15 protein-coding genes and 3 pseudogenes are annotated in these 21719 nt (G+C 31.2%); 3 read left to right on the top strand and 15 right to left on the bottom strand.

Annotated elements, in window-relative coordinates:
• Nucleotides 1-283: 283 nt before the first annotated feature.
• From RTP99_RS05750 to RTP99_RS05740, 3 genes and pseudogenes are all read right to left on the bottom strand, one after another.
• Nucleotides 284-446: pseudogene (locus RTP99_RS05750) on the bottom strand (carboxypeptidase regulatory-like domain-containing protein); the annotation flags it as partial.
• A 20-nt stretch (nucleotides 447-466) separates the two neighbouring features.
• Nucleotides 467-1837, bottom strand: a complete 1371-nt coding sequence (locus RTP99_RS05745) for an aminotransferase-like domain-containing protein (RefSeq protein WP_046647097.1) — start codon at nucleotides 1835-1837, stop codon at nucleotides 467-469.
• Between the two features lie 70 nt (nucleotides 1838-1907).
• Nucleotides 1908-2501 carry a DUF4030 domain-containing protein gene (locus tag RTP99_RS05740; RefSeq protein WP_000820255.1) on the bottom strand — a complete coding sequence of 198 codons (594 nt, stop codon included), beginning with the start codon at nucleotides 2499-2501 and terminating at the stop codon, nucleotides 1908-1910.
• Nucleotides 2502-2670: 169 nt separating this feature from the next.
• On the opposite strand from RTP99_RS05740, the gene RTP99_RS05735 reads away from it, so the two are divergent.
• Nucleotides 2671-4362, top strand: coding sequence for a M3 family oligoendopeptidase (locus RTP99_RS05735; RefSeq protein ID WP_046647094.1), 1692 nt, complete (start codon nucleotides 2671-2673; stop codon nucleotides 4360-4362).
• A 14-nt stretch (nucleotides 4363-4376) separates the two neighbouring features.
• Here the strand turns inward: RTP99_RS05735 and RTP99_RS05730 are convergent, their stop codons facing one another.
• Nucleotides 4377-5471 (bottom strand): helix-turn-helix domain-containing protein, encoded by a 1095-nt coding sequence (locus RTP99_RS05730; protein ID WP_001002085.1) that lies wholly within the window; start codon nucleotides 5469-5471, stop codon nucleotides 4377-4379.
• Nucleotides 5472-5789: 318 nt separating this feature from the next.
• Here RTP99_RS05730 and RTP99_RS05725 point away from each other — a divergent pair, with 318 nt between their 5' ends.
• Complete coding sequence (locus tag RTP99_RS05725; protein WP_001037120.1) at nucleotides 5790-6737, top strand: phosphotransferase enzyme family protein; 948 nt, start codon at nucleotides 5790-5792, stop codon at nucleotides 6735-6737.
• Between the two features lie 76 nt (nucleotides 6738-6813).
• Here RTP99_RS05725 and RTP99_RS05720 read toward each other — a convergent pair whose 3' ends face one another.
• The 6 genes and pseudogenes from RTP99_RS05720 to RTP99_RS05695 all read right to left on the bottom strand — a co-directional run bounded on the left by RTP99_RS05720 (nucleotide 6814) and on the right by RTP99_RS05695 (nucleotide 13128).
• Nucleotides 6814-8691 (bottom strand): hypothetical protein, encoded by a 1878-nt coding sequence (locus RTP99_RS05720; RefSeq protein ID WP_000255381.1) that lies wholly within the window; start codon nucleotides 8689-8691, stop codon nucleotides 6814-6816.
• Nucleotides 8676-9476 carry an ABC transporter ATP-binding protein gene (locus tag RTP99_RS05715; protein WP_000847755.1) on the bottom strand — a complete coding sequence of 267 codons (801 nt, stop codon included), beginning with the start codon at nucleotides 9474-9476 and terminating at the stop codon, nucleotides 8676-8678. Before RTP99_RS05715 ends, RTP99_RS05720 begins: the two co-directional genes overlap by 16 nt.
• A 117-nt stretch (nucleotides 9477-9593) precedes the next feature.
• The gene (locus RTP99_RS05710) at nucleotides 9594-10346 is read right to left on the bottom strand and encodes an aminoglycoside phosphotransferase family protein (RefSeq protein WP_001048507.1); all 753 of its coding nucleotides are present in this window, start codon (nucleotides 10344-10346) and stop codon (nucleotides 9594-9596) included.
• Nucleotides 10347-10463: 117 nt separating this feature from the next.
• The gene (locus tag RTP99_RS05705; protein WP_000627941.1) at nucleotides 10464-11258 is read right to left on the bottom strand and encodes a VOC family protein; all 795 of its coding nucleotides are present in this window, start codon (nucleotides 11256-11258) and stop codon (nucleotides 10464-10466) included.
• A 194-nt stretch (nucleotides 11259-11452) separates the two neighbouring features.
• Nucleotides 11453-12205 (bottom strand): annotated as a pseudogene (locus RTP99_RS05700) (class I SAM-dependent methyltransferase).
• Nucleotides 12206-12264: 59 nt separating this feature from the next.
• Nucleotides 12265-13128 carry a serine/threonine protein kinase gene (locus RTP99_RS05695; RefSeq protein WP_000591043.1) on the bottom strand — a complete coding sequence of 288 codons (864 nt, stop codon included), beginning with the start codon at nucleotides 13126-13128 and terminating at the stop codon, nucleotides 12265-12267.
• A 450-nt stretch (nucleotides 13129-13578) separates the two neighbouring features.
• Between RTP99_RS05695 and RTP99_RS05690 the strand changes: the two genes are divergently transcribed.
• Complete coding sequence (locus RTP99_RS05690) at nucleotides 13579-14805, top strand: MFS transporter (RefSeq protein ID WP_000803569.1); 1227 nt, start codon at nucleotides 13579-13581, stop codon at nucleotides 14803-14805.
• A gap of 94 nt (nucleotides 14806-14899) precedes the next feature.
• On the opposite strand, the pseudogene RTP99_RS05685 reads toward RTP99_RS05690, so the two are convergent.
• From RTP99_RS05685 to RTP99_RS05665, 5 genes and pseudogenes are all read right to left on the bottom strand, one after another.
• A pseudogene (locus tag RTP99_RS05685) lies at nucleotides 14900-15709 on the bottom strand (MerR family transcriptional regulator).
• Nucleotides 15710-15824: 115 nt separating this feature from the next.
• Nucleotides 15825-17276 (bottom strand): serine hydrolase domain-containing protein, encoded by a 1452-nt coding sequence (locus tag RTP99_RS05680; protein ID WP_000799641.1) that lies wholly within the window; start codon nucleotides 17274-17276, stop codon nucleotides 15825-15827.
• Nucleotides 17257-17787 carry a hypothetical protein gene (locus RTP99_RS05675; RefSeq protein ID WP_001244709.1) on the bottom strand — a complete coding sequence of 177 codons (531 nt, stop codon included), beginning with the start codon at nucleotides 17785-17787 and terminating at the stop codon, nucleotides 17257-17259. Before RTP99_RS05675 ends, RTP99_RS05680 begins: the two co-directional genes overlap by 20 nt.
• Nucleotides 17784-18089: a PadR family transcriptional regulator gene (locus RTP99_RS05670; protein WP_309437787.1), complete on the bottom strand. Its 306-nt coding sequence runs from the start codon at nucleotides 18087-18089 to the stop codon at nucleotides 17784-17786. Before RTP99_RS05670 ends, RTP99_RS05675 begins: the two co-directional genes overlap by 4 nt.
• Before the next feature lie 439 nt (nucleotides 18090-18528).
• A complete protein-coding gene (locus tag RTP99_RS05665; RefSeq protein WP_000867773.1) occupies nucleotides 18529-21699 on the bottom strand; it encodes an ATP-binding cassette domain-containing protein in 3171 nt (1056 codons plus the stop codon).
• Between the last annotated feature and the right edge of the window lie 20 nt (nucleotides 21700-21719).

Below are 21719 nucleotides of genomic sequence, written 5' to 3'. Positions count from 1 at the left end.
TTTCTTAGAGGGAGTATTAAAATTATTTTTGACAAATTAATATGTAGAAAGAAATGGAACAAGTAGCGGAATGAGAATCATTATCTAATTTCGTTGTCTTACAATCTATTTCCTCTTTATCTACATGATATCGTAAGAAAAAAAGAAACAAACATTCGCCCTCAAATATTATTATGAGCGAAACAAAAGAGTTCAGCCTACCTGCTGACGGCAATTCATCTCCACCTGAATTGTTGGGTTTCACCCGTAACACAAATCAGATAGAGTTTTCTTGCCGAAAAGGATAAATTTTCACATTAAATATAGGTTCATTATTTTGACCTATGATAATACCTCTTGAATACTTACCAACTGCAATGCATTTCTTTTTTATATTAATTAGTCACAACTATAGCTCCAATTATTGCAGCGATACACACAAACAAGAGAATTATTTTGCGTCTCACAATAAACCTCCTAATTCAATTTATTCTTTTTTAAATTGAAAATTTAGACGTTCTACTTGTTTGATTTCCTCCACTACTTTACGAATTCCTTCCTCAATCCTATCTTCCTTTACATTCGATACGTTTAACTTTAATAGTCTTTGTTTCGGAAAACCTCTCACATAATTTTTATCAATCGAATCAATCCGGATTTGTATTTCACTTAGTCTTTGTATCAACATGTCCGAAATACTTGTTTTATGTACTTCTAAACAAGTATGGATTCCAATTGTATTTTGCTTTTTATATGTGAATAAAAGCGGGTTTTCACTATGCATTCTTTCTAATGCTTCTGCTAGTTTTTTAGATCTATTATTATAGGAAGATTTAATTTTATTTTTATGGCGTTCGAACATGCCACTCTTTATATAAATTTCTAAAGCAGCTTGGGATATCATTGGACTATCGATATCTAAAATCTTTTTATATGTATGAAAAGCACTCGAAATAGCCGTTGGAATAACTGCTACACCAACTCGTAAACCTGGAAAAATAATTTTTGAATAACTTTTTAAATATATAACATGATTACTATGATCCAAGCTATATAACGGATCGGCTTTTGAATCTGTTTCTAAATCTGCTAAATAATCATCTTCTACTATAAATACATTATATTTCTTAGCCAATAGTACGATTTTTTCTTTCTCACCTTTAGAATAAGAAGTTCCAAGCGGATGATGATATCTTGGTATTGTATAAAAGAATTTTATTTTACCAGTTCGAAAAATACGCTCCAATTCATTTAAATCAATACCTTCACTCGTACGTTGAATACCGATTACAGGGACTTTATTTATTTTTAGATATTCTATATATAAATGATACGTTGGCTGTTCAACTAATATTGTTTCATTTTCATTTGGAAATGGTATAGAAGTTAATATTGCAAGTGCCTGCTGCACACCTGATGTTATAAAAATATTGTCTTCTTTCGTGAACACTTGATAATTTGCCAACTGTTTTTGAATGACTGGAATTAAAGATGGTAACCCTTTCGGTGTTCCGTATACGAACAAATCATTTTTATAAGTATCAATTGCCTTATTCATACAATGCTGAAAATCTAAATATGGAAAAACATCTGGATCTGGTGCTGAGGAAGCAAAATCAATTATCCCGTCATTTTCTACAAAACTCCCTGACTTTTGAACAACGTAGTATCCACTTTGAGGGATAGAATATATAATGTGACGCTTTTCTAATTCATGAAGTGCACGTATAACTGTCGCCTTATTACATTCATATTGCGTAACAAGCGATCGTATAGACGGTAATTTCTTTCCTTCTTTTATTTCTCCATGTTGAATCATGTTTTCTATATCATTAAAAATACGTAAATACTTATACATTTTACACCTCCTTCAGCAATTTTATATTTAATTACATCGATTTTTCATCCATATAGCATTCATTCCTCAATTAGTTAATTTTTCGATTATCTATATCGTAAATCCCAATAGCATATGAATCATTTTCAATCCATTTCTTTACTGCTTCTGTTTTAAGTACACCTTCAATCTCTTTTTCTATTTTCTGCCCAAGTTCTCTCGTCCTTACTTCATCATTGCTAATCTTAGTTTTTATATCAATAGCAACAGGTTGATTCTTTTTATAATTTATTTGCTGAATCCCAAACCCTTCATATCCATTTTTTCTGAATACGTCATCAAATATCTGTCCAAAAACTAACTCCCATCTATGTTCTGCATTTACAATCTCCTTGTTTCTTTGAGATATATTTACTTTATAAGACATAATGCCTTGAATTTGCAATCTTTTATTAATTTCTTTTTTTATTTCGTTAGCATCTTCGCTATCAGCAATCTCTAAATCTACTATTCTTTCCTTTTCATCCCATATAGCAGCACTAAAAAAAGATTCCTCCTTGACTGTCGCTGTAGCAATATCCATAACTATAGAATCTTCACTTTTGGATTCTTCCATTTCAGACTCACAAGCACACAATAAAGCAATTGAAAATAAAAATACAATCAACTTCTTTCCTCTTTTCATTGCACTTCCCTCCGTAAATTTTCATTTACGATAAACTTTTACTTTCACATATAAATACCTTCTATAATTTCAAATTTTAACATTATTTCACATTTTCTCCTCTTAAAAAGGAAATTACAATTAATAAATAGAATATCTTCATGAATAAATAAAAAGTGAGGGATATATAATGCAACATGTAAATACAATTGATATTAGTAATGTACTACAATTGGAAAAAACGCTTTCGACTTTATTAAATAAAATGATTTCTTCAAAACTAGACCTTGAAAATTGGTTAAAAGAGCAGTCAAAAGTGATTTGGGAAATCGAAGAACAATTAAAATCACATTATATCGCCTTTCAATGTAATACGGATGATGAAGAAATAAAAGATACTTTTGAACATGATCAACAATTTGTAAAGCCACTTTTAAAGCGGTACCAAAATTTATTGGATAATAAATATTTAGAGTCACCATTTCGAATGGAATTAGATTCTAACGTATATGGTTTATTGAATGCAAAAATAAAAAATGCTCAAAAGTTATTTTGTGAGGAAAATATCAAATTAGAAATACAAGAAGACAAATTAGTCACAGAGTACTTTGAAATTACTGGAGGATTAATTGGAATTTGGGACGGAGAAGAAAAAACGATAACAGAATTACAATCCTATTTACAAGATTCGAATCGTGACACCCGTAAAAAGGCAAAAACCATTATTTCTGAACAATTTTTATCTGTTGAAAAAGAACTTCAAAACATATTAAATCAATTAATTGAAATTCGTCATCAAAAAGCAAAAAATATTCAACTAGAGAATTATCGCGATTATATGTTCAAAAAATATGAGCGTTTTGATTATTCAGCGAAAGATTGCTATGAACTAGCTGAATCCATACGTAAGTATGTTGTGCCTCTTAAAGATAAAATATTACTAGAAAAAAAAGAGAAACTGCAAGTGGATACGCTTCGCCCGTGGGATGTATCAGCTGTAACTCCAGATCAAAAAGTACTTAAACCAATTGCAAATGAAAATGATTTAATGGAAAAGAGCACTCATATCTTGAATAAACTAGATGTTGAATTTTCAGCACTTTTAAACCAAATGTATAAACATAACTGTCTTGATTTAACAAGCCGCAAAGGAAAAGCATCTGGAGGCTTTTGTGAGTACTTACCAGCTTCACAATTATCATTTATTTTTATGAACTTAAATTATACACAAGATGATATTATCACTTTTATACATGAAATGGGTCATAGTATTCATAACGAACTCATAAAACCATTAGAAATACGACAGTATATAGAAATTCCAGCTGAAACAGCTGAACTAGCCAGTATGACAATGGAGTTATTCTCGCTTAATTATTGGGATACCTTCTATACAGACAAAAAAGATTTAAAACAAGCAAAAATTAACTTCTTTAAAGATGTTATTTCATATTTACCTGTTATGCTTATTGTCGATCAATTTCAACACTGGCTGTATGAAAATCCAAGTCATACTTCTGAAGAAAGAAATGAAAAATACTTACAACTTCAAAAACATTATCAGTCTAGCGTCATACATATTGATGGCCACGAAAACTGGATAGCAACGAGTTGGTTACCTGTACTCCATATTTTTGAAGTACCATTTTATTATATTGAATATGCGATCGCCCAACTTGGTGCATTACAAATGTATAAACAATATAAAGAGGATCCAAAGCAAGCACTAGAAAATTATAAAAAGGCATTATCACTAGGAAGCTCGCAATCTATAAAAGGAGTGTATGAAGCAGCTGGAATTCGTTTTGATTTTTCTGGCGAAACAATTAAGGAACTAATGGCATTTGTAGAAAAAGAATTAGAATTACTTGAGCAATTATAAGAAGAAAACTACACCTATATTTTAGGTGTAGTTTTCTTCTTTATTTTATTAATCAGCTCTATGTACTGAGTATCTCCATATCCGATTGTAGGAAAAAGATGAAACAATTTCGTTAATAATTCTTGAGTTGATAAATCTTTATTTTTAGAGATAAATTTCATTACAGCATTATCTTCTTTTAGCATTTCTAAATATAGATCTATAGTCTGATACATTACAGGTGGTACCTTATAGAAAGTCTTTTTATGATTTACTAATACTTCATTGTATACCGAAGAATAATTTCCTAATTCAAGTTCAATTTGATTTACTTTAAATTCATCCTCTCTGAAGCTATTTAAATATACTTTCCCTTCATAATAAGACTGTTCAAGATATGAAAGTATTGTAAGTAGATTCATTTGGCAAAACATATCTTCACCAAACCATAAGACAATACATTTATACTTTTTCGTAAAAAGTTTTTCTAACGGATCTATAACCTTTTTTGTATAACTTTCTACGGAACTGTTGTGTCCTTCCGCTCTTGTTTTAATAAAATCGTCATCAAAAACTTTTGTAGTAGCGGGGTTCACACACATCGCCTCATTAAATGGTGCATAATCAGAATCACCCATTAACTTTTCGTTTTTAAATTCTTCATACATAACTTGACCATTTAATATGTTAAGTACTTCTTTATCAAATAGCTCACTCTTCCTATTTCGTAACTGTTCAACCTCTAATTTTCTAGAAATATTCATATTAAACGCCCCTTCTTTATTTAAATTTAGTTTAACAAATGATTGAATAGGCATTTTGCTAAGTTGGTATTCTCTTGGATTCATTCCAAAAACATTTTTGAAAGCTCTACTATAAGCTTCTTGGGAAGAGTAATCGTAATCCAATGCGATCTCAATTATTTTCCTACCATTCTTTAAATCTTCTGTAGATAAATATAATCTTCTAAGAAGAATATAACGTCTAATACTGAAACCCGTTACTTGATGAAATTTAAAAGAGCAATAATAAGGAGAATACCCCATATAACGAGATAATTCATCTAATGAAAATCCCTTTTTCAAATTGCGCTCAATCCAATCAATCATCGGCTGTATATGTTCATTCATTTCCTTCACTCCTTATAAAAAGTATAAGAGAAGTGCGTTTCATTCTTTTGATATTTCTTGTGTTTTATAACATGAACCATTCTGTAAAATCTATATATGTGTATTAATTTTATATTTTTATCTATCTTATTTTGACATACCTTCTATTCATTTTTCAATTTAGTGTTCATTCGTATGCTGGTAAGACCTAACTAATTATTAAAGGTCGATTTACATCATATTTCATTTTAAAGGATTTCAAAAATGAAACTAGAATTTTCTAAACTTTTATTTTTTAATTCTCTAATTAAAAAATAAAAGTTTAGAAAGGACGTTACAATGAACAAACTAGAAAAAGAAATACTTCAATTCATAAATGAACAATATCCGCTGAATTTTATTAACATTAAACCAATAACAAATGAGATGTATGAATGTCTCACAGATCAAAGAATATACTTCATTAGAATTACAAACTACAAAACATATGAAGAACAATTAGAAGAAGTTACATATACGAATTTTTTATACGAAAACGGTTTAGATGTTCCACCAACACTCCCTTCTTTACAAGGGAATCGTGTAGAAAAATTAACATTAGACAAGGAGCTTTTTACAGTATTATATAAAGCTGCTCCTGGTATACATTTACCAAGCTGCGAATGGAATTCTACTATATTTAAAAGACTTGGTCAACAAATCGGAAAATTGCATCGTATATCTAAAATCTTTGAAAAAGCTAAACCGGTTAAATATATTAACGACTGGTATGAGAATGAGGAATATAATTTCGTTAAGTATATTCCTAAAGAAGAAACTACTATTAGGGAAATTGCATCTGAAGTTTTAAATTCTATAAAAGTGCTACAAAAATCCACTTCAAATTACGGCTTAATTCACGGAGATTTATGGTTAGAAAATATTTTAGTTGAAAACAATTCAAACTTAACAATGATTGATTTTCAAGACTGTGAAAAACATTTTTACATATTTGATTTAGCAGTTCCTATTTATAGTGCGATAGAATATTCATTTCCTGGAAATGGGAATATAACAGACTATGAGCGTTCTATTACAAAAGCAATATTTGACGGATATCAAGAGGAAAAGGAACTGCCTAAAAAGATGATAGACCAGTTGCCTATATTTATTAAATTAAAGGAGATTTTTGAATATAGCTTAATGCATATGTATTGGGATAAAGAAGAATTAACTGAGGAACAAGTACGGATAATGAACCTTTATAGGATGAAGATCGAAACTAATCGTTCTCTCATTAATATTTAACAGAAGTGTTGTTCAACTACATGGTAATGATAGTTGAACAACATCCTATAATTACCAAATTATTTTAAATGGTATTCTACATTTCGTCTTTTATAAATCGATGTTCCTTTCCATGTTTTTTCTTAATTAAAATTGCTTTATACAAAGATGCTATACCTAATATAGCAAATAGGATGATTATAGGAATACGAACAATATGTGGAACATAGCGCGGTAGAAAGAAAAGACGAACTTTATCATCTATACTAAATATCTCAAAAATTAACGGGACTACACTTTGATGTATCAAAAAAAAGATACCCATAAATACTAAAAGAACAACAATAGCTAGTTTTTTCTTAGGTAATTCAACCGCTTTTCTGTTACCTTTCTTTTTGTTATCATCACGCAATGTTTTCATGCCATTCTTCATTTCAAATAGCAATTCAGATCCACTTTTTTCAATTTTTAAGTAAGCAATTCGCCCAAACCACCAAGCAAAAAACATTCCTGTACAAATGCCAGTCAACACACCTAGCCATTGTAAGAACTGTACATGTAGTAATGTCCCAAGCCATACAACTAACAAAGCGGGTATAGTTGTTGCCATTACCATCACCATCATTAACCACGTTGTTATAAACATTTTACTCGCATTCATATCATCACCTGAGATAACTGATCCTCTCCCGCGGCGATGAGGATCAGTTATCGGTACTACGTTAAATACAGAAAATAACATAATTAGACCTGCTGCTCCACCAAGTAATGCTGGTATTACTGTAAATACCCAAGGATAAATGAAAGTAAGCCCGCTAGAAATTGTGAAAATAATTGTTGCTAAAATTGCAATTGGACCAACTGCTATCAACCATGCAAATTGACGACCACGCACATCAATTCGTTCTGCGTCAGGTGTCGTCAAAGTTAACCATAATGCACTCCCATCAAAACCATATATATTACAGGAAAACATACTTGTGAATACAATCATAATTATCCCTGCCCAAGGCATTAAGTACGATATATTAGCGCTTGTAACTAAAATACCATAAAATACCCCTATCCAAATACCCATTCGGAGGAAACGGCCACGTTGTGGATCTCTTCTCCAACTTTTTAATTCTTTCGTAATTGTTGCTCCAATTTTCGTTTCTGAAAAGAAACGTAAAGCTTTTCTATGTTTATTAGTAGTAATCCTTCCTTCGATTTTCTTAGTTTCTGTACTTTTCATTAATAATGTAGCCCATATAAAAAACAGCAATCCACATAATATTGTTAGAACAATTAAAAAAACAAGAACTAATAACCAATTGGATTGAATTGCATACTCTACAGCGAGTATCGCCCAACTAGACGGAAACATGTAAAGTAAAGTTGAATCACTAAGTGTCATCTTATTAATAGTAGGAAGTACATACCAGCCCACATTTAGAAACGCTATAATGAAACCAAAGAGCATTGCTCCCACTTCCATTCCAATCCTTGATTTCAACGTCTCACCAATAATACTAACTACTACTTTTGATAACAATACTACAAATATTAACTGTAAAATAATTGCTGGAATTGCAACTATAGTTGCAGATAAGCTAACCCTAGCTGCGTAAATGAATAGTCCTATGAAGGCTATTAAACTAACGATTGGTCCTAATCCTATAAAAGCTACAACAAGTAACGCCCTAGCAAGTTTATAAGAAGTAAATGGAAGCAACACGAAATATTCAGAACGTAATATTCCATCTCCCCCAGCGATAATTGGACCCAAAACCCACCCTACTGTCCACAGAGCAAATGTAATGTATAGAATACTTTGTGAAACGTTCTGTTCCGTAGGATAAAAAGAAAAAAGCAGCATGGTTCCAATTGCAATTAATAAGCCAATTATTCCTGTAACAATGAAAAGAACTGCTTTACCACTATTCATTGAATTTTTAAGGATAGATAACTTCATTCGAATCAAAACACTAACCAAGACAGTTCCTCTCCTTTAACAGCAGGAATCCCTACTAACTGAACGAAAATGTCTTCGAGGGTTTCTTCACCGCAAACCTCTCCCATTGTTCCTGAAGAAACCACTCTACCTTTTGAAATAATTGCAACGTGATCACAAAGTTGTTCAACTAACGCCATGACGTGACTTGAAAATACTACAGAACCACCCGAACTAACAAATTTCTGTAAAATCTTTTTGATAGTAGCTGCAGAAATAGGGTCTACCGCCTCAAACGGTTCGTCGAGAACGAGTAATTTCGGCGCATGAAGAAGTGCAAGTGCAAGGCCAATTTTCTTGCGCATACCAGTAGAATAATTAATAACTAAAGTCCCCTCAGTATTATTTAACTCTAATATTGTAAGTAATTCTTCTGTCCGCTGAGCAACTTCCTTAGCACTCATTCCTCTTAATAATCCCATATATGTTAATAATTCGCGACCAGTAAGTCTTTCCGGTAAAGCTAACCCATCTGGTAATACCCCAATCAATGTTTTAGCTTGTTTTGGATTACCCCAAACATCAATTCCAAAAACTTTTGCGCTCCCACTATCTGGTCGTAACAAACCAACGGCCATCGATAAAGATGTAGTTTTCCCTGCTCCATTAGGCCCAACAACTCCGTAAAAAGATCCTCTTGGCACAACTAAATCAATATGATTAACTGCAATAAATTCTCCGAAACGCTTATATAGTTTCAAAAGCTGTAGTGCTGGAGCAACTTGCTCAAATTCAGTATGCATTGAAATTGGTTCACCAGTTTTCATAAAATGGACTCCTTCTTTACAAATGTAATACCCAATTACAAATCTCAATAACCTTACTCATCCATTTGCATTGTTAGAACGGATATAATAAAAAATGAATTTAGGAAGAGCTTTTCTTTAATTACAATACTGCGCTACCAAATCATTTAAATATTCAATGTTTGTAGCAGTTACATTTTCAGATATTCTAGCCGCAATAATAATAGGTGCCCATTGAAAAATCTCATCTCTCGATAATCCAGTATTTCTGCAATAAATATGCAAATACTTTTCAGCTAATTCTACCGAAGATTGTGAGTACAACAAGTATGTCCGAAACAAATCTGCGCGAATGTCACCTGAACTAGCATCTATCCAGTCTATAATACTTACATTCTTTTCACTTAAAATTAGATTAAATGGATGGAAATCGCCATGGCATAATCTAGGATCAAGTTTGATTGAATGTAACTTATTCAATATACTTTCCTTTTGTTTTTCATCCAATTTATGTACAGATTTAATTTGACGCTCTAGCCTTTCCCCCATTGCTTCCATTTCATCTGTATTCACATGTATAGCATGAATCTTTTTTTGTTCATTCACACAAATATTTATATAATACTCTGCCTCATTTAGATTATTAAGTAGGAGATCACCAATACTGTCCCCTTTTACGTATTCCATAATAATTGCCTGTCTATTTTGTATCTTTGTCACTTCAAATACGTTTGGAACTGGCAGCCCGCATGAATAAGCATATTTTTGTTTTTTTGCTTCATTCATAGACTCTGTATTTGGGAGGTAATCTTTAAATAATTTCATAATCTTATTATCATATAGATAAATTTCCGCTGTGTTCCCTTTTGCTATCGGATTTCCTAGATTCAATTCATTTCTCTCCTTACTATAAATTAAGCTAATACATTATACTCCTCTATAAATTCAGTGTAATTATGCTGAAACCCTTCTCCACGAAAATATAAAAAAACTTACCGCTTTCCATCATTAAATAGAAAGCGGTAAGTTTAATTGTTTAGGAATATCAGAATGAAACTCTGATGTATGCACAATTGAAAATGTATATCCTTGCTCAATAAATGATACTTCATTACGTTTACATTCAAATAGTACACTATTTTTCTTAAAGTTATTTTGGATTCGCTGTAAAAATGCGACGTCTGGTGTTCCAAAAGAAACATGTACTTTCGGTGGTAAAGCTTTCATCGCAATTGGGATCCAAGGTCGCTGCCACCAAGTTGCGACGATATATGCAGTGCCGCCAACTACAAAGTTGAAAATATCTCCATCTTCCATCGTTTTCATATCGAGATTTAATTTCAACCATTCCGTAAATACAGATACACTTTTAACAGGAAGACCAATTTCCCTTACATATAAAATGTTTAAAGGTGACTGCGGTACTAATACATCCTCCTTAACATAACTATGTGCGATAATTTCGAGTAGATTTCCATCTCCGTCTTTAAAGTATAAATTGAATAGCTCGTTCTCCTCACCAATTGTATTTCCATCTTTCCATTTCACAATAAGTAACCCAGACTTTTCAAGCCATTTTGCTGTTTCATGAAATTTTGAATATGAAATTTCAAAGGCGAAATGTGCTGGAGCGATTGGCTCATACACTTCTTGAAAACTAATTGTTGTGTAAGGTGTTACTTTAAATTGAATAAATGATGCCGTTTCTTTTTTTATTGGAAAAGATAATATGTCCTTATAAACTTGTTTTACCCCTTCTATAGAAACCGTTTGTAGTTTTATATCTGATATATGTGTAATCACATTGCATACCCCCTTGCTTCTTATTATCTATTTGTATTGTATTACACTTATAAATAGATAAAATCAAACAGAAGGATGGATTTTTCAAATGAAAACTACAACTTTAGTATGAATATTTAAGTTTATCCTGCATTGTTTCCATACAAAAAAGCTGCCTTTTCTTAAACAAAGAGCAGCTTTTACAACAAAACATATTATGATTTTACAGCAATAATCATAAATCTTTTTGAATTCGTACGAATACCTTTTTCAGAACTATTAGCTTTAATGAACTTTTGCAAAATATTAAAATCCTCTTCCTCTTCTCCAAAATTAGGAATAATAGGCGTATGTTTTAATAAGAAAATAAGATCTTCAGGCGTTCTGTAATAATCAGTCACATCATATTCACGTACTTGCACGAGTTCAAATCCTGCACTAATAAGTTCACTCATATACTTTTCTTTTAATGTGCCATCTCTTTCACCTAAGCATTGTCCTCGCCCAAATGCTTCCTTAAGATTTAATTTATCATGTTTGCTTACTTGTTGTGTTAAGAAAAAAGCACCTTGTTTCATTACTTTTGCTAATTCAGATGCTATAAATGGTGCGTGACAACTAGAAGCGATATCAAAATGGGCAAGCGGAAACGTTAACGCTTCAGAATTCATTTAAAAAAACTCAACATTTTGTACACCTGATTTTTTTAAATTGGAATGTGCCGTTTCAATCATGCCATTAGAATTATCAATTCCAATTAGCAATTTAGCTGAAGATGCTATATTAAGTACATTTTCTCCTCCGCCTGTACCAACATCAAGTAAAGTGTCTGATAGTTTACATCTTTCTTTCACTTCTCCATAAAAATCCCATGTATCTCCTACAGTTTCACATTTTATTTTACTAAAATCCCATCCATTTACTCTTCCTACTTTATCATAAAAGTTTTTGTACTCTAATTCGTTCATTTTATGTGTTCCCCTTTGTTGATACATATAAATTAAAATGAATATTGAATATTGATTATTTATTCTATATTTGTATGCCAAGCTTCATAAAACGCTTGAATAGTGCGGTATCTTTTACTTTTTTCTTTATGCAGCGCTTTTTTACATATATTATATAATTCTTGTGAGCTCTCCCATTTTTCATAGCATTTATCATTTTTTCCACCGATAAAGGCAAAAGCAATTCCAGCTAATACATACACATTCGTTTCGCTTGTAATTTGTGCATACAGTTCATATTCCTCTGGTGCTTTAAAGCGAGCTGTACCCCAAAAATTCTCCCCAATTTCATTAAACACTGGTGCTTTTTGAAAAAAATCAATATCACAAATCATCAATTTTGATTGCTCGAAATTATATAAAATACTACCGTCATAAAAATCAACCATGACATAGCCTAGTGACTCCACATAGGTTGCAAACTCAAAAATCTGAGTCAATATGTTAAGTCTCTCCATCACGGATAATTGTCTTAACTTAACAAAAGGTGAATTTGGTGAATGGTGCTTTTCAAACGGAGTAAAGTCCCAATGATTGTGCATGCATTCCCCATCTATCCAATGAAACTTTAAACAAAACCCATTTTGCATTTGAATACAATTAATATATGGAACTAGTAAAGGATGTTGAATTTGTTCATATATTTCTTTTGCTTTCATTAATCGTTGAATTGCATCCGCTACATTACCTTTGTACTCTAAATTACGTGCACCGGCATACTTCAAAAAGTAACGATGTCCATTTTCAATAATACCAAAGCTAATATTTCCTGAATCTTGCTGATCAAAAACAGTAAATACTTCTACCCCCTTTAACCAATCAAAATTATGTTCCTCAGCTAATGTTATTGGGTATTGATTTTTTCCTATTGTAATTTTTATCATGCGCTGCTCCTAGCTTTGAGCGAACGTAGTTTATAGAGGTATGATACGCATACTCAAATTATTTTTACCTCATGCTTGATTTTCTTCTGTTTGTTCATAAAACATCACTCCTTTCAAATAACCGCCCTTAATTACTTTCGATAACTACCAAAATGTTCTTACTTTCTATTATATATTATAAAATACAAATTATAAGGAAAATATATTCCATATTGCACATATAGTTTACATAACATTTTTATGATTTATTTATATGTATAATCTACATCTCTCCCCAACCATACATACTATATAAAACAGTACAGACTGCTTTTACATTCTTCATTTTTATTTCCTCCTTAAAATACATGCAAAAAGTAGGATTCACCAAAAAATTATAGAATTATATATATAACAAGTATTGGACGGATGATTTTCAAATTCCTCTATCATAAAGGTGGTATAAACAGTGTGAAACCTTTACAAGAACGTAGCCTTACCGTAAAGACAACTTTTTCTAAAGAATATAAGATTTTTATTTTTGGTTTACTCATTTCACGAATTGGGGACTCATTGTATACTTTTGCATTACCTTGGATTGCCTATCAATTAACCGGTTCAGCTGTCATTATGAGTTCTTTATTTGCTATTAACGTATTGCCAATCGTTTTATTTGGTCCTTTAGTTGGTGTAATAATTGATCGTTATGATCGAAAAAAGTTACTTTTGGTAGCGGATATTACTAATATTATTTTAGTAAGTCTTGTTCCAATACTACATTCATTACATCTATTAGAAATTTGGCATTTATACATAATTACTTTTATGTTAGCAGTTATGTCCATGCTTTTTGATGTAACAACTGTTACAGTCATTCCGCAAATTGCTGAAGCATCCTTAACGAAGGCCAATTCTTTCTATCAAATGGTCAATCAATTGGCTAGTTTATTTGGTCCAATGATAGCTGGGGTCTTCATTTCTTTTATTGGCGGCTTTCAGTTGCTTTGGATTAATGTTCTTTCATTTATTGCAACATTAGTTGCTGTGATATTATTACCGTCTATGAAAACCGTAAACAAGAAATGCGAAGATAAAAATACACTTCAAAATATACTATCTGATTTGGTTAATGGATTTAAATGGCTCAAAAATGACCACTTAAATTTAGCTTTATCTTTTCAAGCTATGATAGGAAACTTTGGAGCAAGTGCAGTTTTAGGTATATTCATGTATTATTTACTATCCACATTACAACTTACCCCAGAACAAAGTGGGGTTAATTATTCATTAATTGGAATAGGTGGTCTTTTAGGAAGCTTTATTGCAGTTCCTTTAGAAAAGAGGTTGCAGCGCGGCATTCTAATTCCTTTACTCCTATTTGTTGGAGCAATTGGCTTAACTTTTGCACTTTGGAGCACATATTGGCTGGCTCCCGGAATTGCTTTCGGTATTGCAATGACTTGCAATATTGCATGGAATACAATTGTAGCCACGGTTCGCCAGGAAACAGTTCCATCAAATATGCAAGGGAGAGTTTTAGGATTTTCACGTGTACTTACACGATTAGCTATGCCACTCGGGGCATTAGTAGGAGGCATTATTTCAGCTTATAATCCAGTGTTTGTATTTGCTTTAGCTGCTTTCACGAAGCTAGTTGAAGTTTTTATTGCACTATATAGTCCGATAAGAAAACTATAATAGAAGGAAAGATAATTATATATGACTGGTTAATTTTAATTACGGATAAATTTATAAAGAAAAAAGGCATATCATAATGCCTTTTTCTTTATCATCATTTTACTGGATAACAAACTTCTGTAACCCACTTATTAGGATCCGATTCCATCGCGGGGCTCACATGATAAATATTAAACATTGGGCCTGCTAATTCGTAACCTTCTGTCTCAATCCATTTTGCCGCAGCTTCATTTACAGCTGTCATCTGTTCATAACTTCCATTAACTGTTATAGAAGCTACATTAGCTGATTCCACATTTTTAAATGTAACGTCTTTTGTATTTTCGTGCTTCCCTAGAATACTTAGCTGTATTTCTATATCTACATCATTTTCTTTGTATTCACGATCATGGAAAACCGCAATACTATAACTCGGATGGGCAATACTAATATTTTTCATTTGTATTTCTTGCGTTAATATACCCCATAAATCCTCTTCGCGATTATAAGATGGAATAATCTTTCTAACACTAGCTACATTTCTTTCTGGAATTTCTTTTATTGAAACATGATAGTTCATCTCAACTACATCCTCTCTCATCGATTTCATTGAGGCTTCAAGAAGACGTAATTGTTTTTGGAGGCCATCCATTTCATCTTTTATTTGAGCACTCCGATTTTCAAATTGCGATTTTATTACTTCCATATTTTCACTTGCAACTATTTCTTTAATAGTTGCAATATTAAATCCCATATCTTTTAATGTTTGAATTTGATTTACTTTCTTTAGCTGTGCTGCTGCATATTATCGATAACCACTTTGTTCATCGACTTTTACTGGTTGTAATAATTCCACTTTATCGTAGTGTCTCAACACACGTATACTAATGGAAGATAGTTTTGAAAAGTCTCCTATTTTAAACATGATTTCCTCCTATAAATTACATCTACTTCGAAGCTCAATTTTATCTTAAACAATGACATTGTGTGAGAGTCAACCGTTTATAACACTTGAATTATATTTCTTTAATTATTTCCCCTTATACTTTTTTCCTTCTTAAGGCTATAAGAATTGATATTAATCCGTTCACAGCTAATAAAGTTACAATAATACTTGTAACTAAAGCTACGTCTGGCGCAAATATTTTAATCGTCCGCCATGGTGAACTTGTACTATAAGTAAGTAGTGGGATGAATGTAATAGATAATAGTAGCGATAGACCCCCTATAGATAACCAACTTACCTTTTTTACAGTTTTCATATGTTTATACTTTTTAATTAACATAATTGATATTACGAAAAGTATGAGTGTAACTATCAACATAATAATTTGTGTTAATGGTATATTTTTAGGGATATCAACCGGTTCTTCTCCATTCAAAATACTAATAATCCCCTTTTTCAATTCTGATAGTGCGGTTTCTTCTAATACATGATTTTTATTTGTTAAAATCACACCACTCCAGCCACTTTTATTTAAAGTAAATATTTCTGCACGAGCATCGGGCGTTGATCCTGAATGCCAAATCATCGTTTCGCTTTCATTTATATTTGTTGTTCTTAATCCAAAACCATAACTTTTTTCTGAATTTGTTTGATAAAGTGGTGAAAGATAAAGATCCATGTTTTCTTGCTTTAAAAATTGAGGATTTTCTTGGCGATTCAAAAACATAATGAATTGAATCATATCTTCCAAATTCGCGGTAATATAACCATATGGTGCCCCGGCATTATCATAGGACACTACACTTTTTCTTGGTATGCCAAACCACGACTGATAACCTGTTAAATAGCCTTTTTCATATGCAATTTCTTTACTTGCTGCCGCGCCATTCATATTTAACGGCTGAAAAATATACTTTTCCATATATGATGAATATATTTCATTTGTGACTTCTTCAATAAGTGCGCCTAACACAATATAATTTGCATTACTATATTGATATTTTTCACCTGGTGGAGCAGTTACTTTTACATTTGAAAGTCTCATTACATTTTCTTTTAATGCTGTAGAACTTTTGGATTGCTTATCTGATAATGCTAAGCCTTCATATGTGTTGATTCCGCTTGTATGAGTTAGTAGATGTTGGATTGTTATAGTTGAGGATATTTGAGAATCTTTTAGTTTAAACCAAGGGAGATATCGTTGAACTGGATCCTCTAATTTTATTTTTTTATCTTCTATTAATTTCACTATAGCTAAAGCTGTTAAAGATTTACTTATTGAGCCGATTGCAAATGGAGTTTTACTAGTTACCTTTTTTTCAGATTCTCCAGTAAACCCCATCGTTTTTGTGAAGAATACTTCTTTATTATGTACAATTGCAACAGAAGCTCCCGGAATGTTCTGCTCTTTTATAAATTTTTCAATATACTTATCTAATGTAACTTTAATATTTTGCTGAGCGTAAACTTTTGGAGGTGTGATACATAATATTAATACATTAAAAAGAATAAAAATTAGAGACAGTTTATAGGTTGTATTCTTCATTATACTTTAGATGCTTTCTTTTTTTATAACTTACTAAGCTAATAAATACTACTACAGAGAGCGTCAAACTAGTCATTATTAATAATGCGTTCCACCATTGATTCTCTGATATTCGATATAAAAGATTATACTGAAATGCACTTTTACTATTATTTTGATTAAATGATTCAGTTAAAAATATTGAAAATATAATTTGCGAGCTGAGGTAAGTAATAATTGCGATGAATATGCCACGTAACATAAATGTGTTGAATTTGCCCTTTTCATTTTGAAGTTGTTTCATTTTAACTTGTGAATCAATTTCATTTATTTCTAAAAAATCTTGAACAAATAATTCAGATGTACCTAAATCATCTATACTATCTTCTCCATGTTCACGACACTCTTGAATATGTTCTAATATTTGTCGCTTAATATTTTCCCTTTCTTCTAGACTAATATCGTATTGCTTTAATTCCTTAAGTACGTCTGTTAAAAATTGCTTTTCTTTACCCATCAATTTATTCCTCATTTCAGAAGGTCTCCTTTCAAACCGCTTTTTAGTAATGTTTGAATATCCAATTGCAATTCTAACCACTCATTAATTTTCTTCTCAAGACGTATTCTCCCATTTTCATTAATTTCATAATAAATCCTAACTTTACCACTGTCTGTTACTTCTTGATAAGTATTAACCCACTCTTGATTTTTCAACTTAGTTAGAATTGGATAAATACTTCCTACTCCTTTCAACTTTAAATTGTGTACCTCTAGCTCTTTCATAATCTCATAACCATAACTTTTCTTTTTCGACAAAATAGATAATACACACATTTCTAAATGACCTTTAATTAAGCTTGTTCTATCCATAGGATAAATTTAACAGAAATATATACTTCATTCAAGTATATATTTCTGTTAAATTTAAAAAATCAGACAATAAAACAAAAAGATTAATAAGAACAACAATATAACCTAAGAACTATTTTTATGCTTATTCATCTATTTTATAATATAATAATTACATAATATATCACCTGTTTATTCTTTTTAGTTTCCCATCTCTCCTCCTTTCCCTTTCCATAATTCTTTTCTTAGTAAAAAACATTGTATGCGGAACATAAAAATAATAAAAGATCCAATTCCTTAATTTTAACATTAAGAAATTGAATCTTCTTTCATTACCTTGTATTAATCATACTGCGTTAATATATATTATAAAGAATATACATTTTATATAAGTTATGTTAATAACACATAAGCTAATAAAACTTTACTGATTACGCTCAAGACATTCATAAACCGCTATCATATCTCGTTTATCCAATTCACGAATACGATTAAAAATTGGTATTTGCTCAACAGCCTCTGTTAATAAGCTCTTATCCACAACATCACTAACTTTTCCAGTTAACCATGTTTTTACATCCACACCCTCAACAACTTTTTTTAGTCCTTCGTCATTAATACCACTTGCATTACAAGTTACACATGGAATTGTTAATTTAAAGACACCATCATGCAAATTATCTTCCGTTATAACTTTCTTTCCTTTACAGAATGGACATGGATAACCTTTTTTAATTTTATTAATTTGGGTAACTAACTTTTTATATCCAAATGCTTCGTATACATACGTAAGTTTTTTATATTTACCATTTGTGAAATACTTATCTATCATGTTTTCTCTCGTTTCATAAACATTAGGGAAATCACAAACAGTTACTTGATTATTACCACTAATGAATTCGATATTTCCTTTTATTTTATCCCAGAATGGTAAGACATTTTGTAACACTATTTCATAGTTTGAAAAGCTTGCCTGTTCTAATTCAAACATTTTCAATGCAACTTGTACTTTTCTTGGCAATAAAGAAACATCTTCTGTCAATCTCATATCGCCACCAACTATATCCTTCAATTTATGAAGTGCAGGTAAATCACCGACTATTTTCAACACTTCATCAACTGGCTGATTGATAATTTCACGAATATCTGAGTTGCCAAATTTAAGTGGTTTATGATGATTTAAAACCGTCCCTTCACAAATTGGACATGTCACCATTTCTTTAGAAGTCTTAATTTCTTCTTTAATAGGTGCTTTTGAAATAACAATATATCCACCAATAATCGTATTAAAACCTACCCATGTTCTGCGTGTCTTTCCTTTTTTATCATAAAATGATTTTTCAAAATACCCGTACCAAAACGTATGCTTTTCTTCTTCGGACATTTCATTATAGCTCTTTGACAAATCTTGACCAAGCTCATGTTTAATTTCATCAAATAGAAATTCTATTTTTTCATATTGATAAAATTTTAATACTTTCATGATTTCCGGATCGAATAAACCATCCCAAAATGGAACGTTTTTATTTTGAATTGTAATATCTTTATCGAAAACTTCAATTTGAAGACGTCCAGAGCAAGATGGACAATGGTTGTCCTGTGAATAGAAATCAAAACTTCTCGTATCTTTATTAGTTGGATGAGCAGCTACAATATGATTAATTAGTCCACCAACCTCATATAAAAAACTATATTGACTATATAAATGCCTCTCAAAATCAATAGCAATAACCGGTGCAATTGTATCAGATTCATATTCACCATAAATTAAACGCGCCATTGAAGATAAACTTTTTAAAATACCACCCTTATAAACATTTTCGGCATTTTTAAAATAGTTAATATGATTTTCTTCTAAATAGTGAACGCCTTCTTTATGCTTAAGTGCTGAAGAAATATGTATTTGCTCAACATTATTCACACTGCTTTTTTGACGATAATAATCATCATGACTTACTACTTCAAGATGATTGATAGCTTCAAGCTGTCTTTTCCCAAAATCTACAATATAATCCGAGCTTTCTAGCATGTAACTATTATGTTCAATCATAATGATCGAGACTGATTCATCTTGCAATATCCCTCTAACACTATCTATAAATTGATTTAAAATATTTTGTGATAAACCTTTTGAAGGCTCATCAAAAATAAATAATGTGTGTGGATTTCTAGTGTTTGCAAATAATTCAGAAACTAAATGAACACATTGAAACTCACCTGTTGATAATGTTTGTGTTTTTTGTTCTAATGTTAAATAGCCAAGCCCTAATTTAATTAGTAGGCTCAAGCGTTTATACGCAATATCTTCATTTGGAAGTTCGTCAATAATATCTTCAATCGAACGCTCAAAAATATCATCAATTTCTTCACTATACTTTGTTAGTTTCTTTTTAATATCTAGAAAAGTTGCTACAGTTGATCGACTTGTAATGGATTGATTTCGATCTTGCCCTACCATAACTAGTTTATCTTTTGGATATCGTTTCAAGAAATCTGTAGCTAAACATTCATTGACAAGAGTAGATTTCCCACAACCAGATTCTCCTGTAACTGTTACAAGCCTATTTTTAGGAATCTGAAACTCCACCATTTGGATATTACGGCAATATAATTCTTGGAATGTATAATATTCTGTTGGTACTTCTTTATTTAGATCGCACAGTATTGATTTTGGTCTTGGTGATTCTTTCACAATTTGTCCACCATATTTTCCGCTACCAGGTCCAAAGAACAATTGCTCATCTGTTGTATCCAGTACTGTATCTGAATGATCTATAAGCCAAATTTGATTTTTACACCCTAATTTCTTGATCTCTTCTAATATTTGTAATAATGTTCCATGATCAAGTCCAACTGAAATCTCATCAATAATAATTACAGCATTTTCACTTACTGCCATGAATTCAGCTAAATATAGTCGTGTTAACTCTCCACCTGACAACGTACCCATTATTCGATTTAATGTTAAATAACCAATGTTCATATTTATTATGTTTTGTAATATATGTTGCTTTGCTTCACTAATATTTAACACTTCCGCTAGCGAAAGAATAGACTCAACACTTAAATCATTAATATTTGAAATGGTATGTGGTTTAGCAAATAAATCTATAGTATGTTGTTCAATTTCTTCACTATAACGTTTTCCCTTACATTTTTTACACTCAATATTTTTATTAGTACCTCGGCCTTTACAACCAGAACACCAACCTAACTGGTTATTAAATGAAAAAACCTCAGGGGAAAGATGAAATACGTCAGCAAGTTTTTCGCGAATTTCAGTGAAAACACCAGTATGAGTACCTAGCGTTGAACGTGGATTAGAAGAAATTGATGATTTCCCTAGAAAAAGTACTAAAGGCATATCCTCCATCTTAATAGCACTAAAATTCGTTTCCATGATATTAGGAAATAAATATTGATATTCAGCCTTTGGTAATAAAGAAACTAATCGTTTTTTTGATTCTTCACCAATTGTTTGACAAAAAGTTGTTTTACCTGATCCTGATAAACCAGCGATTCCAAAAGACTTATTAAATGGAATGACTGTATCTAATTTGTTTATGTTATTAGCAATTAATTGGTTTACCTTCATATTAACCTCTATTCTTATTT

Source organism: Bacillus sp. (in: firmicutes) (genome assembly GCF_031983925.1).
Classification (GTDB): Bacteria; Bacillota; Bacilli; order Bacillales; family Bacillaceae_G; genus Bacillus_A; species Bacillus_A pacificus.
This window is presented reverse-complemented; position numbering and strand designations above follow the sequence as displayed.

Coding starts and splice junctions, on each gene's coding strand:
- RTP99_RS05745 (WP_046647097.1), bottom strand. CDS start 1,837: ATGTATAAGTATTTACGTATTTTTAATGATATAGAAAACATGATTCAA.
- RTP99_RS05740 (WP_000820255.1), bottom strand. CDS start 2,501: ATGAAAAGAGGAAAGAAGTTGATTGTATTTTTATTTTCAATTGCTTTA.
- RTP99_RS05735 (WP_046647094.1), top strand. CDS start 2,671: ATGCAACATGTAAATACAATTGATATTAGTAATGTACTACAATTGGAA.
- RTP99_RS05730 (WP_001002085.1), bottom strand. CDS start 5,471: ATGAATGAACATATACAGCCGATGATTGATTGGATTGAGCGCAATTTG.
- RTP99_RS05725 (WP_001037120.1), top strand. CDS start 5,790: ATGAACAAACTAGAAAAAGAAATACTTCAATTCATAAATGAACAATAT.
- RTP99_RS05715 (WP_000847755.1), bottom strand. CDS start 9,476: ATGAAAACTGGTGAACCAATTTCAATGCATACTGAATTTGAGCAAGTT.
- RTP99_RS05695 (WP_000591043.1), bottom strand. CDS start 13,128: ATGATAAAAATTACAATAGGAAAAAATCAATACCCAATAACATTAGCT.
- RTP99_RS05680 (WP_000799641.1), bottom strand. CDS start 17,276: ATGAAGAATACAACCTATAAACTGTCTCTAATTTTTATTCTTTTTAAT.
- RTP99_RS05675 (WP_001244709.1), bottom strand. CDS start 17,787: ATGAGGAATAAATTGATGGGTAAAGAAAAGCAATTTTTAACAGACGTA.
- RTP99_RS05670 (WP_309437787.1), bottom strand. CDS start 18,089: ATGTGTGTATTATCTATTTTGTCGAAAAAGAAAAGTTATGGTTATGAG.
- RTP99_RS05665 (WP_000867773.1), bottom strand. CDS start 21,699: ATGAAGGTAAACCAATTAATTGCTAATAACATAAACAAATTAGATACA.